The 20,217-nt window shown below is 73.0% G+C and carries 18 protein-coding genes and 1 tRNA gene; 11 read left to right on the top strand and 8 right to left on the bottom strand.

Annotated elements, in window-relative coordinates; genetic code table 11:
* Positions 1-260: 260 nt before the first annotated feature.
* The gene (locus AB0D08_RS12295; protein ID WP_359888194.1) at positions 261-1,535 is read right to left on the bottom strand and encodes a helix-turn-helix domain-containing protein; all 1,275 of its coding nucleotides are present in this window, start codon (positions 1,533-1,535) and stop codon (positions 261-263) included.
* A 527-nt stretch (positions 1,536-2,062) separates the two neighbouring features.
* Between AB0D08_RS12295 and AB0D08_RS12290 the strand changes: the two genes are divergently transcribed.
* The 9 genes from AB0D08_RS12290 (at position 2,063) to AB0D08_RS12250 (ending at position 9,263) form a co-directional block, all read left to right on the top strand.
* A complete protein-coding gene (locus tag AB0D08_RS12290; protein WP_359888192.1) occupies positions 2,063-2,239 on the top strand; it encodes a hypothetical protein in 177 nt (58 codons plus the stop codon).
* A 13-nt stretch (positions 2,240-2,252) separates the two neighbouring features.
* Entirely contained in the window at positions 2,253-2,495 is a 243-nt protein-coding gene (locus AB0D08_RS12285; RefSeq protein ID WP_149038569.1) for a hypothetical protein, read from the top strand.
* Between the two features lie 475 nt (positions 2,496-2,970).
* Positions 2,971-4,341, top strand: coding sequence for an NUDIX hydrolase (locus AB0D08_RS12280; protein WP_359888189.1), 1,371 nt, complete (start codon positions 2,971-2,973; stop codon positions 4,339-4,341).
* A complete protein-coding gene (locus tag AB0D08_RS12275; RefSeq protein ID WP_359888186.1) occupies positions 4,338-4,508 on the top strand; it encodes a hypothetical protein in 171 nt (56 codons plus the stop codon). The genes AB0D08_RS12280 and AB0D08_RS12275 overlap by 4 nt, the downstream gene beginning before the upstream one ends.
* Entirely contained in the window at positions 4,505-5,395 is an 891-nt protein-coding gene (locus AB0D08_RS12270; RefSeq protein WP_359888184.1) for an aminoglycoside phosphotransferase family protein, read from the top strand. Before AB0D08_RS12275 ends, AB0D08_RS12270 begins: the two co-directional genes overlap by 4 nt.
* Before the next feature lie 32 nt (positions 5,396-5,427).
* Complete coding sequence (locus AB0D08_RS12265; protein ID WP_359888181.1) at positions 5,428-5,913, top strand: NUDIX domain-containing protein; 486 nt, start codon at positions 5,428-5,430, stop codon at positions 5,911-5,913.
* Positions 5,914-6,246: 333 nt separating this feature from the next.
* The gene (locus AB0D08_RS12260; protein WP_359888178.1) at positions 6,247-6,651 is read left to right on the top strand and encodes a nuclear transport factor 2 family protein; all 405 of its coding nucleotides are present in this window, start codon (positions 6,247-6,249) and stop codon (positions 6,649-6,651) included.
* Between the two features lie 225 nt (positions 6,652-6,876).
* Complete coding sequence (locus AB0D08_RS12255; RefSeq protein ID WP_359888177.1) at positions 6,877-8,406, top strand: MFS transporter; 1,530 nt, start codon at positions 6,877-6,879, stop codon at positions 8,404-8,406.
* Positions 8,406-9,263, top strand: coding sequence for a siderophore-interacting protein (locus AB0D08_RS12250; RefSeq protein ID WP_359888174.1), 858 nt, complete (start codon positions 8,406-8,408; stop codon positions 9,261-9,263). Before AB0D08_RS12255 ends, AB0D08_RS12250 begins: the two co-directional genes overlap by 1 nt.
* A 253-nt stretch (positions 9,264-9,516) precedes the next feature.
* Here AB0D08_RS12250 and gap read toward each other — a convergent pair whose 3' ends face one another.
* The 3 genes from gap to AB0D08_RS12235 form a co-directional block, all read right to left on the bottom strand.
* The gene (gene gap, locus AB0D08_RS12245) at positions 9,517-10,515 is read right to left on the bottom strand and encodes a type I glyceraldehyde-3-phosphate dehydrogenase (RefSeq protein ID WP_033824499.1); all 999 of its coding nucleotides are present in this window, start codon (positions 10,513-10,515) and stop codon (positions 9,517-9,519) included.
* A 138-nt stretch (positions 10,516-10,653) separates the two neighbouring features.
* Positions 10,654-11,610, bottom strand: a complete 957-nt coding sequence (locus AB0D08_RS12240; RefSeq protein ID WP_051814013.1) for a helix-turn-helix domain-containing protein — start codon at positions 11,608-11,610, stop codon at positions 10,654-10,656.
* 70 nt (positions 11,611-11,680) lie between these two features.
* Positions 11,681-11,777 (bottom strand) — tRNA-OTHER (locus AB0D08_RS12235).
* A 271-nt stretch (positions 11,778-12,048) separates the two neighbouring features.
* Here AB0D08_RS12235 and AB0D08_RS12230 point away from each other — a divergent pair.
* Positions 12,049-12,984 (top strand): NADP-dependent oxidoreductase, encoded by a 936-nt coding sequence (locus AB0D08_RS12230; RefSeq protein WP_359888170.1) that lies wholly within the window; start codon positions 12,049-12,051, stop codon positions 12,982-12,984.
* A gap of 70 nt (positions 12,985-13,054) precedes the next feature.
* On the opposite strand, the gene AB0D08_RS12225 is transcribed toward AB0D08_RS12230, so the two are convergent.
* Positions 13,055-13,369, bottom strand: a complete 315-nt coding sequence (locus AB0D08_RS12225; protein WP_359888168.1) for a hypothetical protein — start codon at positions 13,367-13,369, stop codon at positions 13,055-13,057.
* Between the two features lie 526 nt (positions 13,370-13,895).
* On the opposite strand from AB0D08_RS12225, the gene AB0D08_RS12220 reads away from it, so the two are divergent.
* The gene (locus AB0D08_RS12220) at positions 13,896-14,951 is read left to right on the top strand and encodes a PAS domain-containing protein (RefSeq protein ID WP_359888166.1); all 1,056 of its coding nucleotides are present in this window, start codon (positions 13,896-13,898) and stop codon (positions 14,949-14,951) included.
* Between the two features lie 52 nt (positions 14,952-15,003).
* Here AB0D08_RS12220 and AB0D08_RS12215 read toward each other — a convergent pair whose 3' ends face one another.
* The 3 genes from AB0D08_RS12215 to AB0D08_RS12205 all read right to left on the bottom strand — a co-directional run bounded on the left by AB0D08_RS12215 (position 15,004) and on the right by AB0D08_RS12205 (position 19,789).
* A complete protein-coding gene (locus AB0D08_RS12215; protein WP_359888163.1) occupies positions 15,004-16,290 on the bottom strand; it encodes an MFS transporter in 1,287 nt (428 codons plus the stop codon).
* A 71-nt stretch (positions 16,291-16,361) separates the two neighbouring features.
* Entirely contained in the window at positions 16,362-18,401 is a 2,040-nt protein-coding gene (locus AB0D08_RS12210; protein WP_359888161.1) for a PEP/pyruvate-binding domain-containing protein, read from the bottom strand.
* Complete coding sequence (locus AB0D08_RS12205; protein ID WP_359888159.1) at positions 18,398-19,789, bottom strand: ATP-grasp domain-containing protein; 1,392 nt, start codon at positions 19,787-19,789, stop codon at positions 18,398-18,400. The genes AB0D08_RS12210 and AB0D08_RS12205 overlap by 4 nt, the downstream gene beginning before the upstream one ends.
* Positions 19,790-20,217: the final 428 nt, after the last annotated feature.

Below are 20,217 nucleotides of genomic sequence, written 5' to 3'. Positions count from 1 at the left end.
CTCGATCTCAGCCACCAGGCAGGTCAGCAGCCGATGGTCGCCAGCGAGGCGCTCCAGGATCACGCCAGTACCCCGGTGGAAGGTTGCGGCCGGCAGCTGGGTGGTCTGCGCCAGCAGGTGGTGAGCCGTCGCCCAGGGCCGGCGAGGTCCGGTCGACCCGCAGCCACCGACGGCGGGCGTCGACGGCCAGGGCGGCCCGGTCATTGTTCACGCGCATCCGTTGATTGCTCCGGACCGCGCCCCCGCCAGGTCCGACCTGGTCAGCCGGCGAGAGCTTCCCCGAGCTGCGCATGAGCTGGGCCCACGAGCGACTGGTGCAGGGCCTCGGTGCGGGACCGGATCAGGCCGTCCCGGTACGCCTCGGGTAGCTGCCGCCAGACCCCGACTGCCATGTCGGCGGCGGTGGCCGGGTCGCCGTCCATGTTCAGGCACGTCGCGGTGTCCATGGTCAGCAGGGCCCGGGTCATGACGGACGGCGATCTGGTGAGGGCGAGGGCTGCTTCCTGTTCGGCGTTGGCCTCGCGGGTGCGGCCCATCAGCGTGAACGCCTGGGACAGGTGGACGTGGTGTTTCTGGAGCGGGTAGCCGAACCAGGTGTCGGCGGCCTGCGCGGTGGTGAGGTGTTCGGCGATGTTGCGGGCGTCGGCGACCGCGTGAAGGGCCGCTCGGTGGTCACCGATGCAGGCCAGGGCCCTTGCGGTGACGGCGGCGGCCAGGGCTGCGGCGGCCGTGGTGGTTCGGCCCGCCTCGCGGCGAGCGCTGATGGCCAGGCTCGCGGCGGCGTTCGGGGCGCCGTAGTTGAGCGGGACCATCGCGTGCCGGGCCAGGACCCAGGCGAGCATGTTCCGGTCGCCGGATTCGCGCGCGGCCTTCTCGGCGGTGGCGAACCAGCCGTGGGAGTCGCGCTGGTCGCCTCGGTCGTGCTGGATGATCGCGACCAGGCCGGTGATCCCGGCCGCCGTCCGCGCCAGGTCGGTACGGGTGCCGGCGGGGTGCGGGCGGCTGAGGACGTCTTGCAGGAGGCCGAGGTCCTGACGCATCTGAGCCAGCACGACCCCCGGCGCCCGACCGTGGTAGCCGCCGCGGTGGCGTTCGAACGCCCCGGCGAGGCAAGCGAGATCGCCGGCGTCGGAGCCGGACAGTCCGGCGTCGATCCCCTCTCGCGCCTCCGCGATGCCTGGCAGCGCGGCGACCCCTGTCGCCAGTGCCGCCGCGCCGAGAAACTGTCGTCGATTCACCGCCGTACCCTCCTCCCCGTCGTCCTCCATCGGCTGCTGGTGAAGCCTGCGCCAGCGCCGCGAGGTGGCCACTGCTCGGGCGATCTCCTCCACCGAGAGCCCGTACCCGTCGGCCAGCAGCTGATGCCACCTCGGGGTGGGCAGACGCCGCTCGGTCTCCCAACGCTTCAGGTTCTCCGCGTCGAACCACGTGCCCCGCTGAGCATCCTGTAAGAGCAGGGCCTGTTCGTCGCGGGTGAGTTCGGCCGTCTCCCGGATCCGCCTCAGCACGGCGCCGATGCCGTCTGGTGCCATCATGCCCGTCCCCCAAGCGTCTGACTGACTGGTGCCCGATTCTGGCCCCCCAAAGCGGCCCCCGCGCGAAAAATGCACCCCTTGCTGGCACCACCAGAGCTACTACACACGGTAGTTGACTGTGTACCAGCCGAGCGGAGATCGGGCGAGACCGGTTCCTTCCCCCCACTCGGCCCCTCCAAGCCAGCGGCTCCGGCCTGACGCCCCGAAGGGTTCCTTCGACATGCGCGTGTGCAGCAGCAGCTTCTTCCTGGTCCGCGACCCTTTCTCCGTCCCCGTCAGCCGCCAACGGCTCGGCCGGCTGATCAGACAGTGGGGCGTCCGCACGGACAACGACAGCCGACTGGCCCTGGACACCGTGATCTCGGAACTCGTCACCAACGCGGTGCGGCACACCACCGGGGCGGTGCTCACCGTCGGGGTGCATGCCAATCTCGACCTGCGGCGCCTGATCATCGAGGTCTACGACGGCTCGCAGTGCCTGCCCCGTCACCAGGCCCCGGGCCCGGGACGCGGAGGCCGGCCGGGGCATGTTCCTGGTCGAGCGCCTGGCCCTCGCCCATGGGGCCCAGCACACCACGCGGGGCAAGAAGGTCTGGGCCGAGATCGCCCTGCCCGAGCAGCCGCTCACCCGCCGCCAGCTCCTCGTCCACCCCCGCCGGGCGGCCCGCGCGGTGGCCCGCGCCTCTTCCCCAGCGCCCACGTAAAGGGGGGACGCGAATGACGTCCTCGGCTCGCTGCTGCACAACTACGCGGCCTGCCGGCATCGCCCGCGCCCAGCAACTCGCCGCAGTCGCCCTCGCCGATTTGCGCCTGCGATACGACGCCGAGAGCGCGCTGGCCGCCGCGCTGGTGGACCCGAAAGCCCTCGCCGAAACCACCGACCTGTCCGCCTGCCACGGCTACGCCGGGCTCGCCCGCATCGCCCACCGCGCCGCCGCCGAGGCCTCCTGGCACAACTGACCAGCCGAACGGGTGAATCCGGTGACGGCTACGCCCTCCGTGACCTCCTCACCCACGAGGGCGTCCGCAACCGCCTCGAACCGGGTCGGCGCAAGGCGCTCGAACGGGCGCTCGCCGTCTGCGCACTGGACTGTGCTGCCCTGCCCGGCCCCCTCCACGACCGGCTGGAGGAAGCCCTGGACCGAGCCGGGAAGGTGCTCGAAATGTCCCCGTTCGACCCGGGCTCGCCCAGAGGAAATCCACTTGAACGACACGTTCGAACAGCACCATCATCGGCCACCTCCCCACTCGTGAAGCCATTCAACTCAACTTCCTAGCAGCGCACTTGATGCACCCACGGGCCGACGGGCGGGCCTCTCGTGCCCGAACACCGCCGACCCCGGAGGAGCCCCGTGAACAGCCCGACCTTCAGCACCCGGATCCGGCCTTCCGGCCGACCGGCCGTGCCCGCCCGCGCCACCGAGGAGCCCCGCCATTGATCGACTTCGGAACACTCACGGACCTGGCAGCCCGTGAAGGCATCGAACGGATCTGCGTCGGCGTCGTAGTACGCGACGCCTCCAGTCGGATCCTGACGATCCGCCGGGCCCCGCAGGACGTCCTGCCGGGCCTGTGGGAGTACCCGGGCGGCGCCCGGGAGGACGGCGAGAGCATCCCGGCCGGCGCGGCCCGTGTACTCACCGAGGAGACGGGGCTCACCGGGTGGCCGCTGGAGTACGCCCGGCACCTCGACTTCACCAACCAGCACGGCAGACGCGTGCGGCAATTCGTCTTCACCACCGTCGTCCCGGACAGCACACCGATCCGTCTCTCCCACGACCACGACGGCCATCAGTGGGCGAGCGCGGACGCCCTGCCGCAGGCCGAAGACGGGCATCGAGATGTCGTCCGGTGGCTCGCCCAGCGCCTGGCCGTCCCCGGCTGGCGGCCGGTCGGCGGCTACATCACCACCATCGCCCGACCCACGACCTACGGAAGCTTCCTGATCACCGACCCGCAGGGCCGCATCCTCGGCATGCGCTCGACGATCAACCCGGCCGTGTGGAACTTCCCCGGCGGCAACGTCGAGCACGGCAGCACACCGTTCGCCACCGCGCTGATCGAGGCCGAGGAGGAGCTGGGCCTCGTCCTCGCCGCGGAAAATCCCGAGATCGTCGCCCAACGGCGCCTGATCGCCGTCATCCACGAACAGGCCGGGCCCGAGTACCCGGCGCCGGTCTGCGGCTACGTCTTCGACGGCGGCGTCCTCACCCCCGAGCAGCAGGCACGGATCCGCCTCGACCCGGCCGAGCACACCGAGTGGCGGTTCGAGACCGCGCACGACTGGCACGCGCTCATGGAGCCGTACCGCTACCAGCGCCTCCGGCAAGTCCTGCGCGCCCACCGCGCCGGTGTCACGCTCTACCTGGAACGCCCCGCCCCGCATGACGACGACTTCGAGGGCGTCCTGGTCTTCGTCACCGACCCCGCGGGCCGGCTGCTGATGCATCAGCGCGAGGACCGGCCGGGCATGCCCTGGCCCGGATTCTGGACTCCGATCGGGGGCTGGCGCGAGGGCACGGAGACGGACCAGGAGACCGCGGTCCGCGAGGTCGCCGAGGAGGCCGGGATCACCGTCTCCGACTTGCAGCCCCTTCCCGGCCCGCACCAGGACCTCGGCCTCCCGCTCACCCGCGTCCTGCACACCGTCTGGGACGGACCCGAGTCGGACCTGCGGCTCGGCGACGAGGGCCTGGCAGTGCGCATGGTGCCCCCCGACGAGGTGTCACTGCTCAAGGTTCCGTCCTACATGCAGCACTACCTGCCGCTGCTCGCCGCGGTCCTCCGGTCAGGGAGGACCGTGTGAACCCCCGCGACCACACCCTGTGGCCAGCCGCCGGCGAGGACCCGCTGACGCTCGTCGTCGGCGGCCACCTCGGCCTCCTCGAGGTCGACACCGCGCCCTGCACCGTCCACGCGCTCACCGAGGTCACCCGCGGCAGCGCTCTGTCCACCGTCGGGTGGACCGCGTGAGCGCCGCCGCCCGTCCGAACGACGTCGACCGGCTGCTGCGCGCAACCGCGGGCCCCTACGAGCCGGTGGGCGCGCGGTCCCTCGCCCGTACCGGGCACCCGGCCGTCTGGGAGGTCGTCGCTGACGACGGGCGCCAGCTGTTCGCCAAGCGTTACAAGGACCTGCTCTTCCACCAGCGCGAAACCGCCGGCTACTGGCGCCTCGCACCGGCCATCGGCAGCGGCCGGGCCCCGGTGCTGACGGCCGAGGATGCCCGGTCGCTGCTCCTCGTCGCCACGGCTCTGCCCGGCACCCCGGTCACCGGCGCGACCCTCACCGCCGCCGAGGCGCAGGAGGTGTACCGGCAGGCCGGGCACCTCGCCGCCGTCATCCACGCGCAGCCGACGACCGGTGCCCCCGTCGGCGAGCACCGGTCCTGGGCCGCTGAGCGTGAGCGAACACTCGCCCAAGCCCGCGACGCCCGGCCCACCGAGGAAGACATCGAGGTCCTGGCCGACGCGACCCATACCAAACCCCCGCGTACCGGGCTCGTCTACTGCCACGGTGACTTCGGTCCGCGGAACTGGATCGTGCGCCGCGATAACGACGGCCGCCTGGTGATCGGGGTGATCGACTTCGAGCGTAGCCAGGTCGAGGAGCCAGTGCGCCGTGACCTGATGCGGATCGCGATCCAGCTCGCCCCGCACCGGGGCGACCTGGGCGCGGCGTTCGCCTCCGGGTACGGGCGCGAGTTCACCCCGCAGGTGCAGGAAGCGTGCCGGGCGTGGGCCGCGATCGACTGTCCCGCCGCCCTGCGTTGGGCCCTGGCCCACCACCAGGACGAGGAGGTCCTCGGCTACGCCCGCACCGTGCTCGACCTGCTGCGCCATCCGAACCTCTTCGCGTGAACACCCCTTTCCTCACTACCGGTTGGAGTCCCATGCAGTCCCTGCGTCAGGCCGTCTGTGTCATCGTCCACGACGAGAAGGAGTGCAAGGTCGCCTGCGTCCACTACGCCAACGATTCCTGGTCCACGGTGCCCGCCTGGACCGTCCCCGGCGGCAGGGTCGAGGAAGGCGAGCGCCTGGATGAGGCCGCCGCCCGCGAGTTGCACGAAGAGTCGGGCCTGATCGTCGCCCCCGAGGACCTGCGGCTGGTCCACACCATCCAGGTCAAGGCCGGGTGGGACGGCAAGGGCCCGTTCCTCCTCTCGGTCTTCGCCGCGACCTCGTGGCAGGGCGAGCTGACGAACACCGAGCCGGACAAGCATCTCGCCGTCCTGTGGATGGACACCGCCGCGCTGCCCACCCCGATGTTCCCCACCTCGCATGCCGCCCTCACCGCCTACCTCTCCGGCGACGGGCGGGGGTTCTCCACCTACGGCTGGGACGCCTCGGAGGACCTGCGCGCCCTGGTCGGGGCCTGAGATGACCGACCCCAACCGGGCGTGGAGAGCAGGCCTCGGTCTGGTTCGCACCGAACGTGATGTCGGGACCATCCTCGCGGGCGCGGGGTCTGTCCCACGAGGTCCGCGACGCCGCCGAGACCCTCGGTCAGGTGTTGGTACAGCTGGGTCCGGGTGCCGCGCTTGAGCAGCGCTGCGAGTGTGTCTGCGGTCTCGCGCCCTACGTCGTTCGGCACGCTCCCGGATTAGCGTGCGCGACGCACGCAGTCTGCTGTAGTCTTCAGATGCGTGCCCGACGCACGCAACGTTCGGACCCGGGAACTCTTGTTCCCGATCCCTTCTGTGAGGACCGCCATGACCAGCACTGCTTTCCGCACCGACGTCACCTCCGCCATGACCGACCTGCTCTTCACGCCGGAGCTGGAGCTGTCCGAGGCCGTGGACCGGCACTTCGCCCCGGACTACCGTCAGCGCACCGACGGCAGTTGGGCCGACCGGAGCGAGTTCACGGCTCACATCGCCCACCTGCGCGGCATCGTCGCGGGTGGCGCGATCCGTGTGCTGGAGGAACTCGTGCAGGGCGACCTGTACGCCGACCGGCACATCATCGACGTCGACAAGACCGACGGCTCCTCCGTCCGCGTGGAGGTCTACCTCTTCGGCGAGTTCGCCCCCGACGGCCGCTTCCGGCGCATCGAGGAGACCACCCTGATGCTCCAGGGCGCCGACAGCGACCGCAACATCGGCAGCGCCCGCTGACAGTACGGGTGTTCATGAGTGGTTCCCGTTCAGGCCGACCGGCCCTCTGACTGCCCCCGAGTCCTGAACGGGGCCATCCACTGCCTCAACCGATCGGTCCAGCGCCCGCGAGATCCACCGGGCCCCGACCACACCGAACACCTCTACCACCACCGCCGAGCGGCCCGCGGCCACGGCTCGACATCCCTACGGAGCATCGCCCCGTCCTCCCTGGAGCCCACACCCATGCACGGAAAAAGCCCCCGCCCGCACCACAACCTGACCTTCGCCGTCCTGCTGCTCGGCGTCGGCGCATACTCGCTGCTGCAATCGCTGGTGGTCCCGGTCCTGCCGACCCTGACGCAGCACCTGCACACCACCCAGTCCACCGCGACCTGGATGATGACCGGCTACCTGCTCTCCGCCTCCGTGGCCACGCCGATCCTGGGCCGGATCGGCGACAAGGCCGGCAAGGAGCGGATGCTGCTCGTCACCCTCGCGGCGCTGACCGCCGGGTCCGCGATGGCCGGCCTCTCGCACTCCATCGGCCCGATGATCGTCGCGCGGGTTATCCAGGGCGCGGGCGGTGCCGTGGTTCCGCTGGCATTCGGCATCATCCGCGACGAGTTCCCCGCCGAGAAGGTCCGCGGCGCCGTCGGCGTCACGGCGGCGCTGTCCGCCGTCGGCGTCGGACTGGGGCTGATCCTGGCCGGACCGATCGTCGACCACCTGGACTACCACTGGCTCTTCTGGGTACCGACGATCCTCACGGCACTCGCTGCCCTCGCGACCTACCTGTTCGTCCCCGAGTCGCCGGTGCGCACCCCGGGACGGATCAGCTGGGGCGCCGCGGTGCTGCTCTCCGTCTGGCTGGTGGCCCTGCTGCTGGCCGCCGGCGAGGGGACGAAGTGGGGCTGGGGCTCGACCCGGATCTTGGGCCTGTTCGCGGTCGCCGTGGTCTCCGCAGTCTGCTGGGTCATGGTCGAGCTGCGCTCGGACGCCCCGCTGATCGACATGCGGATGATGCGCGTCCCGGCGGTGTGGACCGCCAACCTGGTCGCCCTGCTCATCGGCGTCGGGATGTACACCACGATGACCTTCCTGCCGCAGCTGGTCCAGACGCCCGAGCGCCTCGCCGGCTACGGCTTCAGCGCGAGTGTCACCCAGTCCGGGATCTACATGCTGCCGCTGACCGGCGGCATGTTCGTGCTCGGCGTGCTGGCCGGGCCGCTGGCCGCCCGCTTCGGCTCCAAGCGCGTGCTGATCGCCGGCAGCCTGGTCACCGTCGCCCCGTTCGCCGTCCTGGCCACGGCCCACGACCGCGCTTGGCAGATCTACACCGCGTCCGCCCTGCTCGGCGTCGGCCTCGGCCTCGCCTTCTCCGCGATGTCCGCCATCGTCGTCGAAGCCGTCCAGCCGGCGCAGACCGGCGTGGCCAGCGGCATGAACGCCAACATCCGTACCATCGGCGGCGCGATCGGCAGCGCGGTGACGGCCAGCATCCTGTCCTCCGGGGTCACGACCGCCCACCCGTTCCCCCACGACACCGGCTACACGGCCACGTTCTGGTTCCTGACCGCCAGCGCCGTACTCGCCGCCGCCGCTGCCTTCGCCGTCCCGGCTGTCCGGCACGGGCGGAACGACCGCAGCCACGCGGGATCGCCCCGGCGCGGCACGGAACAGATCACGGCCGACAGTGCGGGTCTCCTTCGCGTCGCGTCGCCATCTGCCGGGGCAGTCGGGGCAGTCGGGGCAGTGTCCAGGGAGGAGCGGTGATGACCGGACGGCAGGGTCGGCAGACACCGGCTTTTGAGGCGGAGGTGATCCGCACGAAGTGGATCGCCCCGCACATGATTCGAGTCGTGATCGGCGGCCAGGGGGTGGCGGCCTTCAAATCCGGGAGGTACGCCGACCCGTTCATCAAGCTGCTGTTCCCGCGGGAGGGAATCGAGTATCCGCACCCCTTCGATCCGGGGCGGATACAGGACGAGCTTCCCCCTGAGCAGTGGCCCGTCCCCCGGATCTACACGGTGCGGTCGTGGGATGCCGCGCTGTGCGAGCTGGCCGTGGACTTCGTGGTGCACGGCGACGAGGGGGTGGCGGGGCCTTGGGCGGCCGCAGTTCGGCCGGGAGAGACCGTGTGGTTCGCCGGACCGGGCGGCAGCTACAGCCCTGACCCCACGGCGGACTGGCACCTGCTGGCGGGAGACGCGAGCGCCCTTCCCGCCATGGCCTCGGCGCTGGAACGCATGCCGGCCGGTGCGCTGGTCCACGCCTTCGTCGAGGTGGCGGGGCCGGAGGACGAACAGGATGTCGCAACCCCCGACGGTGTCGGCGTCACGTGGCTCCACCGGGGTGACCGCCAGGTGGGTGCGGCGCTGGTCGCGGCCGTGAGTGCGCTGGACTTCCCGGCCGGCGACGTCTGCGCCTTCGTCCACGGCGAGGCCGGCTTCGTCAGGGAACTGCGGCGTCACCTGCTGCTGGAACGCGGCGTCCCGCGGGAGCGGGTCTCGATCTCCGGCTACTGGCGGCTCGGTCACAACGACGAGACCTGGCGCGCGGTGAAACGTGACTGGATCGCCGGGATGGAGGCCGACGAGGAAGTGGAGAGCGCAAGCGAATCGGATCGTTGAAGACGCGGACGCATCGTCGCGGACGGATCGGGCATCGCTGTCCAGGCACTGCGGCGGGCCGGGCTGCGCGGCGTACGGCGGGCCGGCCGGGCGGGGACGGCTGCCGACCCCGAGCCCGCGACGCGCGTCCGCCGCCGACCCCGAGGCGCGCGTCCGCCGCGCGGTCGCCGCCCACCGCGACATCCCGACATCCCGCTGCCCGCCCCGTTCCGGCTCCTCGGGGCGGGCAGGCGGCTCCGGTTCCCGCTGCGGGTCAGCCCGCGGCGAGGAGTTCGAGCGTGTCGATCACCCGGTTGGAGAAGCCCCACTCGTTGTCGTACCAGGCGACCACCTTGACGTGGCGGCCGTCGACGCGGGTGAGCTCCGAGTCGAAGATCGAGGAGGCCGGGTTGCCGGTGATGTCGGAGGACACCAGCGGGTCGTCCGAGTACTCCAGCACGCCGGCGAGCGGACCCTGCGCGGCGGCGCGGTAGGCGGCCAGCACCTCCTCGCGGGTCACCTCGCGGGCGACGGTGGTGTTGAGCTCGACGATCGACCCCACCGGCACCGGCACGCGGATCGAGTCGCCGGACAGCTTGCCGTCGAGCGCCGGCAGGACCAGGCCGATCGCCTTGGCCGCGCCCGTGGTGGTCGGGACGATGTTGACCGCGGCGGCGCGGGCGCGGCGGGGGTCGCGGTGCGGGCCGTCCTGGAGGTTCTGCTCCTGCGTGTAGGCGTGCACCGTGGTCATGAACCCGTGCTCGATCCCGGCCAGGTCGTCCAGCACCGCGGCCAGGGGCGCCAGCGCGTTGGTGGTGCAGGAGGCGTTGGAGACGATGGTGTGCAGTGCCGGGTCGTACGCGTCGGTGTTCACCCCGTACGCGAGCGTGACGTCGGCGCCGTCGGAGGGCGCGCTGACCAGGACCCGCTTGGCGCCCGCGTCGAGGTGGGCGCGCGCGTCCTTGGCCGAGGTGAAGCGGCCGGTCGCCTCCAGCACGATGTCCACGCCGAGCTCGGCCCAGGGCAGCTGCGCGGGCTCCCGCTCGGCGAGCACGGTGATCCGGCGGCCGTCGACGACCAGCGCGTCACCGTCGACCGTGACCGGGCGGCCGAGCCGGCCCGAGGTCGTGTCGTACGCGAGCAGCCGCGCGAGGGTGGCGGGCGCGGTGAGGTCGTTGACGGCGACGACCTCGAGGTCGCTGTCACGCTCCAGCAGCGCGCGCAGCACGTTGCGTCCGATGCGGCCGAATCCGTTGATGGCGATGCGAGTCATGGGTGGCGTCCTTTCGGGTTCGCCACCAGGGTCGCCCGTGGCGAGGGCCGGTGACAGCGGTGTGATCGCCACGGTCCGAAAGGATCTCGCCACGCGCCGGCGGGCACCCGTAGGGCGCCCACGGGCGCAGGTGCGCCGCTACTCGCCGCGGGCGAAGGTGCGCCGGTACTCGCTCGGGGTGGTGTCGAGGATGCGCTGGAAGTGCAGCCGCAGGTTGGTGCCGGTGCCGAGTCCGACGTCGGCGGCGATCTGCTCGACGCTGCGCTCCGAGCGCTCCAGCAGTTCGCGGGCGAGGTCGATCCGGGCACGCATCACCCACTGCATCGGCGTGTAGCCGGTGTCCTCGACGAAGCGCCGCGAGAAGGTGCGCGGCGACACCGCCGCGTGCCGTGCCAGCGCCTCCAGGGTGAGCGGCTCGGCGAGCCGGTGCAGCGCCCACTCGCGGGTGGCGGCGAACCGTTCGCCCAGTGGTTCGGGGACGCTGCGCGGCACGTACTGGGCCTGTCCGCCGCTGCGGTAGGGGGCGGCGACCAGGCGGCGGGCCGCGTGGTTCGAGGCGGCCACGCCGAGGTCGCCGCGCAGGATGTGCAGGCACAGGTCGATGCCGGAGGCGGCGCCGGCCGAGGTGAGCACGCTGCCCTCGTCGACGAACAGCACGTTCTCGTCGACCCGGACCAGCGGGCGCTTCGCCGCGAGCGCCCGCGCGTAGTGCCAGTGGGTGGTGGCGCGGCGGCCGTCGAGCAGGCCGGTGGCGGCGAGCGCGAAGGCGCCCGTCGAGATCGCGGCAAGCCGGGCACCGCGGTGGTGGGCGGCGATCAGCGCGTCGAGGACGGCCTGCGGCGGGTCCTCGCGGTCGGGGAACCGGTAGCCGGGCACGAAGACGAGGTCGGCCCACTCCAGTGCCTCCAGGCCATGGGCGACGTGGTACGACAGGCCGTCGCCGCCGGCCACCGGCCCGGGGGCCGCGCCGCACACCCGCACCTCGTACGGCATGCTCGCGCGGGTCGTGAACACCTGCGCGGGAATGCCGATGTCCAGCGGTTTCGCGCCTTCGAGCACGAGGACGGCGACGCGTCGGAGGGGTGAGGCTGCCACGGGGACGAGGGTACGCGGCCTGGCACGGGGACCGGGGCCCGGCGGCGCCCGGCCGCCGGAGGGGCGAGGGCGGAGAGGGCAGGATTCGAACCTGCGTGGGCACCCGAAGGCACCCGATCCGGACCCGAAGGCCCTGGTCCCCGATCAACCACTCCGGGCACCTCTCCCAGCTCCCGGCCCCGGGATCCGCCCCCGGCGCCGTTCACGTGCACCACTCTGCCCGCGACCACTGACCCCGCCCTGACCTCACCCTGACCCGCGGCTGACGGGACGGCACATCGGGCGACGAGCGCCTCCGTCCGTGTCGCGTCCGCCGGACGGACGGTCAGCCTCCCGGGCCCGGCGCAGCGGACGGCGTAGAAACGGATGGCCGTCGCTCCGCGGGCAGCGGGCCGCCGCCGGGCGGACGGCTTCCCAGCACGTCCACAGGAGGTCACCGTGAAAGCCCTCGTCGCCGCCGGGTACCAGCCGCTCGACCGCATCGCCCTCACCGACCGGCCGAAACCGGCTGCCGGGCCGGGCCAGGTGGTGGTGCGCGTCGAGGCCGCCGCGCTCAACCCCCTCGATCTCGCGCTGATCACCGGTGCGCTGAAGGACGTCTATCCCGTCCAGCACCCCCTCGTCATCGGGATGGACGCGGCGGGGACCGTGGACGAGGTCGGGCCGGACGTCACCGGCTACGCACCGGGTGACCGCGTCCTCGCGTTCACCGGGCAGACCGGGTCGGTGGCCGAGTACACGCTGGCGACGCCCGGGCCCCGGCTCGCCCACCGGCCCGCGGGCCTGGACGCCGAACGGGCGGCGGCCCTGCCCGAGTCGGGGATGACGGCGGTCTGCCTGCTCCGGGCGGCGGGCCTGGCGCCCGGGCAGACGGTGCTGGTGATCGGGGCCACCGGCGGGATCGGCCTGTACGCCGTCCAGCTCGCCACGGCGCTCGGCGCCCGGGTCATCGCCACGGCGGGCGCTCAGGACGCCGAGTACATCCGGGAGCTCGGTGCGGCCCACACGGTCGACTACCGGACGGCCGACGTCGTGGCGGCCGCCCTGGAGCTGGTGCCCGGCGGGGTCGACCTGGTGGTCGACCTGATCAACAACGGCGAGGGGCTGGTCGGCAGCGCCCGGGCCGCGCGCCCGGGCGGCCGGCTGGTCTCGCCGCTCTTCGGGCCGCAGACCCTGGACCGCGACGTGACGCCCGTCTACATCGGGTCCTTCGTCCCCGAGCCCGGCGATCTCGACGACCTCGCGGCGCGCGCCGCGGACGGCCGGCTCCGGGTGGAGATCGGTGCGCGGTACCCGTTCGCCGACGCGGCCCGGGCGGTCGCCGACTTCGCCGGGACCCACATCCGCGGCAAGGTCGTCATCACCGTCCCCTGAGGGCCCGGCCCGGCCGGGACGGCGGATGCGCGGGCCGGGCAAGGCAGGGCAGGGCAGGGCGGCGGCCGGTTCACCGCTGCCGCCCGCCGTCGGGGTCGACCGCCATGGCGAGCCCGATCACGATGCAGATCACCAGCAGCACCACGCCGAGCCCGATGGAGGTCCGTCCCCCGCTGGTCAGGCTCTCCAACTGCTCCTGGTAGGTGGTGTCCTGCGGTATGGGCATCCCGTCGGTGACCGGTCCCGCCACCTTGGCGACACAGACGTCGCCCGGGACCATCGGCCGGCCGTAGCAGGTGGGCACGTCGGTCTGCAGTTTGCTGAACCCGGAGAGGATCAGGCCCGCGCTCGCGGCGAGCAGCACCAGAAGGATCACTACTGCCATGGCCGTTCCGGACCCCCGTCCCCCGCGCGGCCGCCGACTCCGGCGCCCCCGTGCGCTTCGGTGCGGTACGTACCCGGGCCCGTCCGGGCGAACCGTGCCCGCGGCGTGCCGCCGACCACACCGCCGCCCTCCGGTCCGGAACGGCTGCGCACCGGGCGGTTACCCGGCCCGGACGCGGGTACCCGACGGCATGCGTGTGCGGCTCGCACCACCGGCGGCGCCGGCAGCGGCTGGTTTGCGCCAATCGCGCCCGGTCCGGCCCACCGGGCGGGCGGGGCCGCGGTCGCCGCCGCACGGCCGCCGGGACCTGTCCGAGGTCCCGCCGGGCACGGAAGGGGAACGGATCTGACGGATCGTCAGCCTACGGCGGACCGCACCGGCAGGGGCGGATGGGACGGCCGGGGACGGGCGGGGCGGCCGAATCCCTACCGTGGCCGGCCCGGGTGGCCACCGGCGTCCTTCATGATCATCACAGGGGCCGGTCCGACCGGGAACGGCCTACCGTGCGGCACGAGGGAGACCCGGGATGGACGCGGAACGACGGCCGGTGCCCGGCCGCGGAACGGAACCGGACCCACCGGACCAGGCCCTCGCCCCGGAGACGGCCCGCTGGTTCGCCAAACTCGCCGCCTACACACCGGCGATGGCCTTCGTCCGCAACGGCGACGGCCGCTACCTCTGGGTCAACGCCGCCTACGCGCACCTCTACGGCCTCGAACCGGCCGCCGTGGTCGGCCGCTCCGTCGAGGAGGTCGACCCGCCGCTCGACGCGGCGGGCTTCCGCGCCCTGGACCGCGAGGTGCTGCGCACCCGCCGCCCGGTGCGCCACATGCTGGCGTTCCGGCACCCGGACGGCAGGCCGGGCCGGGCGGTCGGGCACCGGTTCGCGTTGGACGGCCGGGACGAGCCGTGCGTCGGCGGGGTCTACGTCGACGTCACCGAGCGGGACCGGGCGCTGGACGAGAAGGCCGCCGTCCACGAGGAGTTGCACGCCCTGCGGGAGCGCTCGGGCCTGGCCGTGGTCACCGTCGGCCTCGACGGCCGGGTGGAGCGGGCCAGCGGCGGCGCCGCGGGCCTGCTGGGCGTCGGACGCGCGGACCTCGAGGGCACACCGGTGACGGCGCACCTCAAGGGCAGCGCCGTTCCGGCCGTGCTGCGACGGCTCTGGAGCGAACTGGTCCAGGGCCGGATCTCCCGGGCCGGGGACGTGCTGCGGGTTCGGGTGGCCGGTGGCGCCACCCGGCTCCTGCGTACCGATCTGGCGGTGGTCCGGCACCGGGGGGCGCCGGTGCGTGTGCTGGCCGTCCTGACGCCGCTGGGTACGGAGTTCGCCGAGCCGCCCAGGATCACCCCGCTCCAGTTGCGGGTCCTGCTGCTGCTCGCCGGGGGCCGTCCGAACAGCGACATAGCGGAGGGTCTCGGCCTGTCCCGGCAGGCCCTGGACTACCACCTGCGCCGGCTCCGCTCGGTGCTGGACGCCCCCTCCCGTCCGGCCATGGTGGCCCGCGCCTACACCCTGGGGATCCTGGACGCCAACGCCTGGCCGCCCCGCCCGGCCGCGGGCCCGCCCCCCGGCCGCTGAACGGCACCGCCGCCACCAGGGACGGCCCGACGAATCACCACCTGACAGACGATCACTTCACGGGCCGGTCGCGGCGCACCAGGCGCAGCGCGAGGGCGACCAGGGCGAGCAGCAGGCAGGTGCCGATCGCGGCGTGGACCAGCAGGGCGTCCAGCCGGCCGGCCGACAGGTAGACGCCGACCGCCAGTGCGACCAGTGCGCACACACCCCGGTCGATGATCGATTCGAGGGAGAGCAGGGTGGTGCGGTACGGCGTGGGCGGGATCGCCGCGTTGATCAGGTTGCGCTGGACCGGGTAGGCCAGTCCGGTGGCCGCGGCGAACACGCACAGCCAGCCGACCGTCGCCACCGCGCCCGCCATGCTGGTCGCCGCCAGCGAGAGGGCCATCACCAGGCTCAGGACGGTGACGGCCGCGGTGTCCGAGAGCCGGGAGCGCACCCAGCCGGGCCTGGCCGAGCCGACCGCCTCCGCGACGGTCATCACGGACAGCACCGCGCCGTGGTCGGCGACCGGGACGGCCTTGGCGAGCAGCAGCGGCTGGAAGAGGTTGACCTGGCAGATCCTGGCCAGCGTGAAGATCGCCACGCCCTGGACCATCAGTGGTCCGAGCGTCCTCGAGGTCCGCAGCACGGCGAGCGCCCGGCAGGCCGAGGCCAACAGCCCGACCCGTTCGGCGGCGGGCCTGCGACCGTCCTGCCCCGGTGCCAGGGCGGGGAGCGCGGTGGCGCAGGCCAGCGAGCCGAGGGTGCAGGCGGCCGTGAGCAGGTACGGGGCGGCGTGCTGAAGGTACATCAGCAGGCCCACCAGCGGCCAGCAGGCGATCTTCGCCCACAGCCCCAGGGACCGGGCGGTGCCCTCGGCCTGGACGTAGTGGTCGCCGGCGCCCTCGGCGTGCAGGTACTCGTACAGGTAGGCGCTGGCGGCGCCGGAGACCAGCGAGCGGGCGGCGGCGATGGCCAGGAAGTGCAGCAGGAATCCCGCTGCCGTGGGCCAGGCGACCGGGACGAGGTTGGCGGCGGTCATCACGGCCGCGCCCAGCTGCAGGCAGCGGCGCTGGCCGAGCCGGTCGGCGATCAGGCCGGTCGGGATCTCCAGCAGGCAGAACGCCACGTAGTAGATGCTCTGGATGCCGAAGATCTGGCCGTCCGTCAGGCCGGCCTGGCGCTGGTACTCGTAGAAGACCGGCATCCACCAGAGCAGGTTGAACAGCAGCTGGAAGCCGTTGTTCAGGCGGATCACCCGCCGGACGGGCGCGGGCACGGGACCGGGGACGCGGCCGGGTTCGTGGTCGGAGGCGGACAGGGGGGCGCGCCGGCGGGCGCGCGTGAGCAGGGACACGGCGTACGGCCTTCGGGGTTCGGGGCTTCGGGGCTTCGGGGGTCTCGCGGGTGGCGGCGATGCCGGCCGGGTCAGGCGTTGTAGGGCCTGAGTTGGAGCAGGTGCAGTCGGCCGCCGGGGGTCAGCAGCCACTCGATGTCGAGCGGCGCGGCGAAGGTGTAGTCGGTGGCGAAGTGGGACTGCAGCAGGCGGCCGGCCAGGGCGAGGCGGCCGAGTTGTTCCCGGGTCGCGGGGTCGAGGTCGGTCTCGGCGGCGCCGAGCGAGACGGTGCGTCCGCCGCCCTCCACGGTGTTGTACAGGTACTGCATGGGCGGGGTGGTGCCGTCGACCACGGCCGCGGTGGAGCCGTGCACGCAGTTGAGGTAGACGTTGCGGAAGTCGGCGCGGTTGGTGGGGTTGCAGGTGACCATCACCCCTCCGAGCGGGGAGGGCTCGTAGCGCTGGACGATGACGCCCATGAAGGTGTCGTCCAGCGCGATGCCGGCCTGGTGGCGCAGCCGTACGCTGCGCGGCGACAGCAGGGAGGCCCAGACGCCGCGGACCGCGTCGAGCAGACCGGGCAGGTCGGTGACCTTGGTGTGGGACTCGTAGATGCCGGCGGCGGAGAAACCCGGCAGGTCCTCGGCGTTGGAGGAGGAGCGGACGGCCAGCCGACCGGCGCCCGCCAGGTGTTCGACCAGCTGGGCGTCGAGGGCGCGGACCAGGTCCTCGGGCACCGGGGTGGCACGGACCAGGTGCTGGAGCTGGACGCAGACGGCGTCCACCGCGTCCATCGCCCCCAGTTCGAGGGCCATCTTGAGCTTGCCGATGCTCTGCTGCACCGCCCGGGAGGAGTCCAGGAAGCGCTGCTGGAAGGCGAACGGCAGCGCGACCCCGTCGGGTGCGCTGACGTGCCGGGCGAGGAACCCGGCGGCGGCCTCGGCCGGGGAGGTCCCGTCCGGGGCGTCGAGGCGGGCGGCGAGGTGGCCCATCAGGTCGGCGCGCGGGGGCCGGGGTACGGCGTAGTAGCCGGTCAGCCGGGCGGATCCGTGCCGCAGGACGTGGTGGAGCTCGCCGAGGTTGGCGGCCTTGGTGCCGTAGCGGCGGCTGTCGCCCGCGCGCAGTTCGGACAGCGGCACGATGGGGACGTCGTCGACCTGCGGGGCGTCGAGCCGGATCCGCTGGGTGTGCCAGGTGGGCTCGGTGAGGTCGGCGGGCTGCTCGGCCCGCTCGATGGTGGCGCCCTCGGCGGTCACCCGGTAGCGGATCCAGGCGCCGTCGAGGCCGTCGTCGGCGATCCGGGTGAGCACGTCGCGGACGATCGCGTTGGGTATCCCCCAGCCGGCGGCGAGCATGTTGGTGTGCGACAGCGGGGTGGTGGGCCGGGCGTTGATCAGGCCTGCCAGCCGCGGGATGTCGTCCGGGACGACCGGCATCGCGACGATGTCGTGCCAGGTCAGCTCGGAGCGGGCGGCCCGGTACGCGGCCGGGTCGGCGAACACCCGCAGCCGGCCGACCGCCGAGCCGAGGGAGAGCGGGACGAACGGCGCGGCGGCGTACAGCTCCTCGCCGCGGGTGCGGGGCAGTGCGCTCTCGGGGACCTCGGCCAGGGCGTTCTGCTGACTGTGGTTGGCGGGCTTCAGCCGCAGCGTCAGCGCCGGGTCCAGCCGGTCCCGGACGAAGGTGTAGAACTCTGTGAGCAGGTCGACGCCCATGGTGTCGGCCTCGGTGGTCTCCAGCACCAGGAACGGCTGCGGGTGCTCCTGCTGCCCGGTGTCGACGTGCAGCGAGAGCACACCGAGCAGGAACCGGCGCTGGGGGTCCTGGTAGACGCTGTGGTTGAACCCGTCCAGGTCCTGGTCGAGTTCGGCCAGCGTCAGGCCGTGGATCTCGGTGGCGATGTAGTTGACGTGGAACGAGTGGACGGCGCTGTCGAGGATGTGCCAGGCGTCCTCGTGCCGGTCGACCACCACCTTCACGTACGGGTGCCCGCCGAGCACGCCGGAGAGCTGCTCGAACAGCGGGAGGGTCAGCCGGGCGCCGACGACCGCGCCGTGCGGCGCCTTCCGTCCGGCGGCCGGGCGGGGGTCCGAGGACGGGGCAGGGCCGGTGGTGTCGATGCGGGTGCTCATCGGGCGGCTCCGTCGGTGTGCGGCGCGTTCAGGGCCTGCGGTAGCGCGTTCAGGGCCTGCGGCAGGGCGGCGACGATGCGCTCGCAGTCGGCCAGCAGTGCCTGCGCGGAGTCGGCGGTGACGAAGAGCAGCGCGGCCATGGCGTTGGCGCCGCCCGCCTCCTCGTAGGGCGGCATCGCGCTGCCCGGCTTGAGGCTGTGCTCGCGGACCGGCTCGACGGTGGAGCCCGGCCCGAGCAGGGCGGGCCAGTCGACCGCGTCGAAGTCCCAGCAGGGCAGTTCGGTCCACGGGCGGCCGTCGGCGTCGACCGGCAGGATCGCCAGCGAGGCGGCCGCGCCCGTGCCGGTGGTGAGCATCGCGGGCGGGTACTCGACGGGCTCGCCGAGCAGTTGGCGTACCAGCATGCCGATCATGTCGAGGCCGAAGACCGTCTCCGCCTGGCGGGTCGTCAGCACGCCGCCGAACCGGGCGGCCGTCTCGATCACCCACATCGACCCGTCGGCGCCGAGCTTGATCTCGGTGTGGGTGGCGCAGGTGTCCAGGCCGAGGGCGTCCACGGCGGCCCGGGACACCTCTTCGACCCGGCGCTGCAGCGGCTCGGGCAGCGCGGCGGGGGCGAGCCCGGCGCGTTCGGTGAACGGCGGGACGGTCGGCATCCGGCCGGTGACGCACAGCGGGTGGTAGACACCGTCGGCGACGATCCCCTCGACGCTGACGTAGTCGCCCCAGCCCCGGTCCGGGAACCAGTCGGGGGCGCTGCCGGTGACGATCTCCTCGAGCAGGAAGTCGCTCACCCCGGCCTCGGCGCGGTGCAGTTCGGCGTAGCCGAGTTCGGCGGAGTCGGCCATCACGGTGCGGCCGAGCTGCCAGGCGCGTTCCGCCTGGTCGCGGTCGTGCACCCGGACGTGGGCCGTGGAGCCGGCGCTCCAAGCCGCCTTGAGCAGCAGCGGCGGGGTGAGCCGTTCGAACGCGGCGGCGATGTCGGCGGTGTCGTGGATCTCGGCGAAACCGGGCACCGGGACGCCGGCGTCCTGCCACACCCGGCGCATCAGGCGCTTGTCCCGGGCTGCCTCGACGCGCTCCCCGGCACCGGCCAGGCCGAGCCGGCCGGCCGCGTGGGCGACGGCCACCACCGCGTACTCCGACAGGGTCAGGACCGCCTTCGCCCCGACCCGGCGGGCGTGCTCGCAGATCAGGTCGACCAGTTCGGTGCCGTCGAGCGGCTCGTGCTCGGTGACGGAGGCGCAGTGCGGGCGCCAGGTCTCCGCGGAGCGGTACGGCAGCGGCGCGAGGGCCAGCACGTGCACCTGCGCCCGGGCGGCGATCTTAGGCATGGCGTACTCGAGCGGCGGGCCGCCCTTGGCATAGACGAACAGGATCGGGTTCAACGTCACTCCAGGGTTCGAGGGTGGGGCCGCCGGATGCCGCGCATCAGACACGACGGCCACGAACGGACCAAGAGCAACCACATCACAACCAAGAGTGATCGAAACACGTCAACGGGCTCTGCTGTTTGGGCGTACGCCAAAATTCCGCGTCATTGACCGAAACACCACCGTCACCCGACCGACCCATCCCGCCGCTCTCGCGCCGGAGCGCGACGGCTGGATCAGGGAACGATCAGGCGGCGGGACGCGGCGAGCACGACCGGTTCGCTCCTCGCCCCGGTGCTGACGGCGGAGTTGAACCGGCCGATGGCCCAGCGGCGGCCCCCTGGCGGGAATCGCCGACTTCGACAGAGGCGTGCCGGGGCCCGCCCGGGCGCGCGTACGACCACCGCACGCAGCCCCGGACGGGCCAGCCCGGCCACCACGAG

Source organism: Kitasatospora sp. NPDC048540 (assembly GCF_040651175.1).
Lineage (GTDB): Bacteria > Actinomycetota > Actinomycetes > Streptomycetales > Streptomycetaceae > Kitasatospora.
The sequence above is the reverse complement of the archived record's forward strand: the minus strand, read 5'-3'. Positions and strand labels throughout refer to the sequence as shown.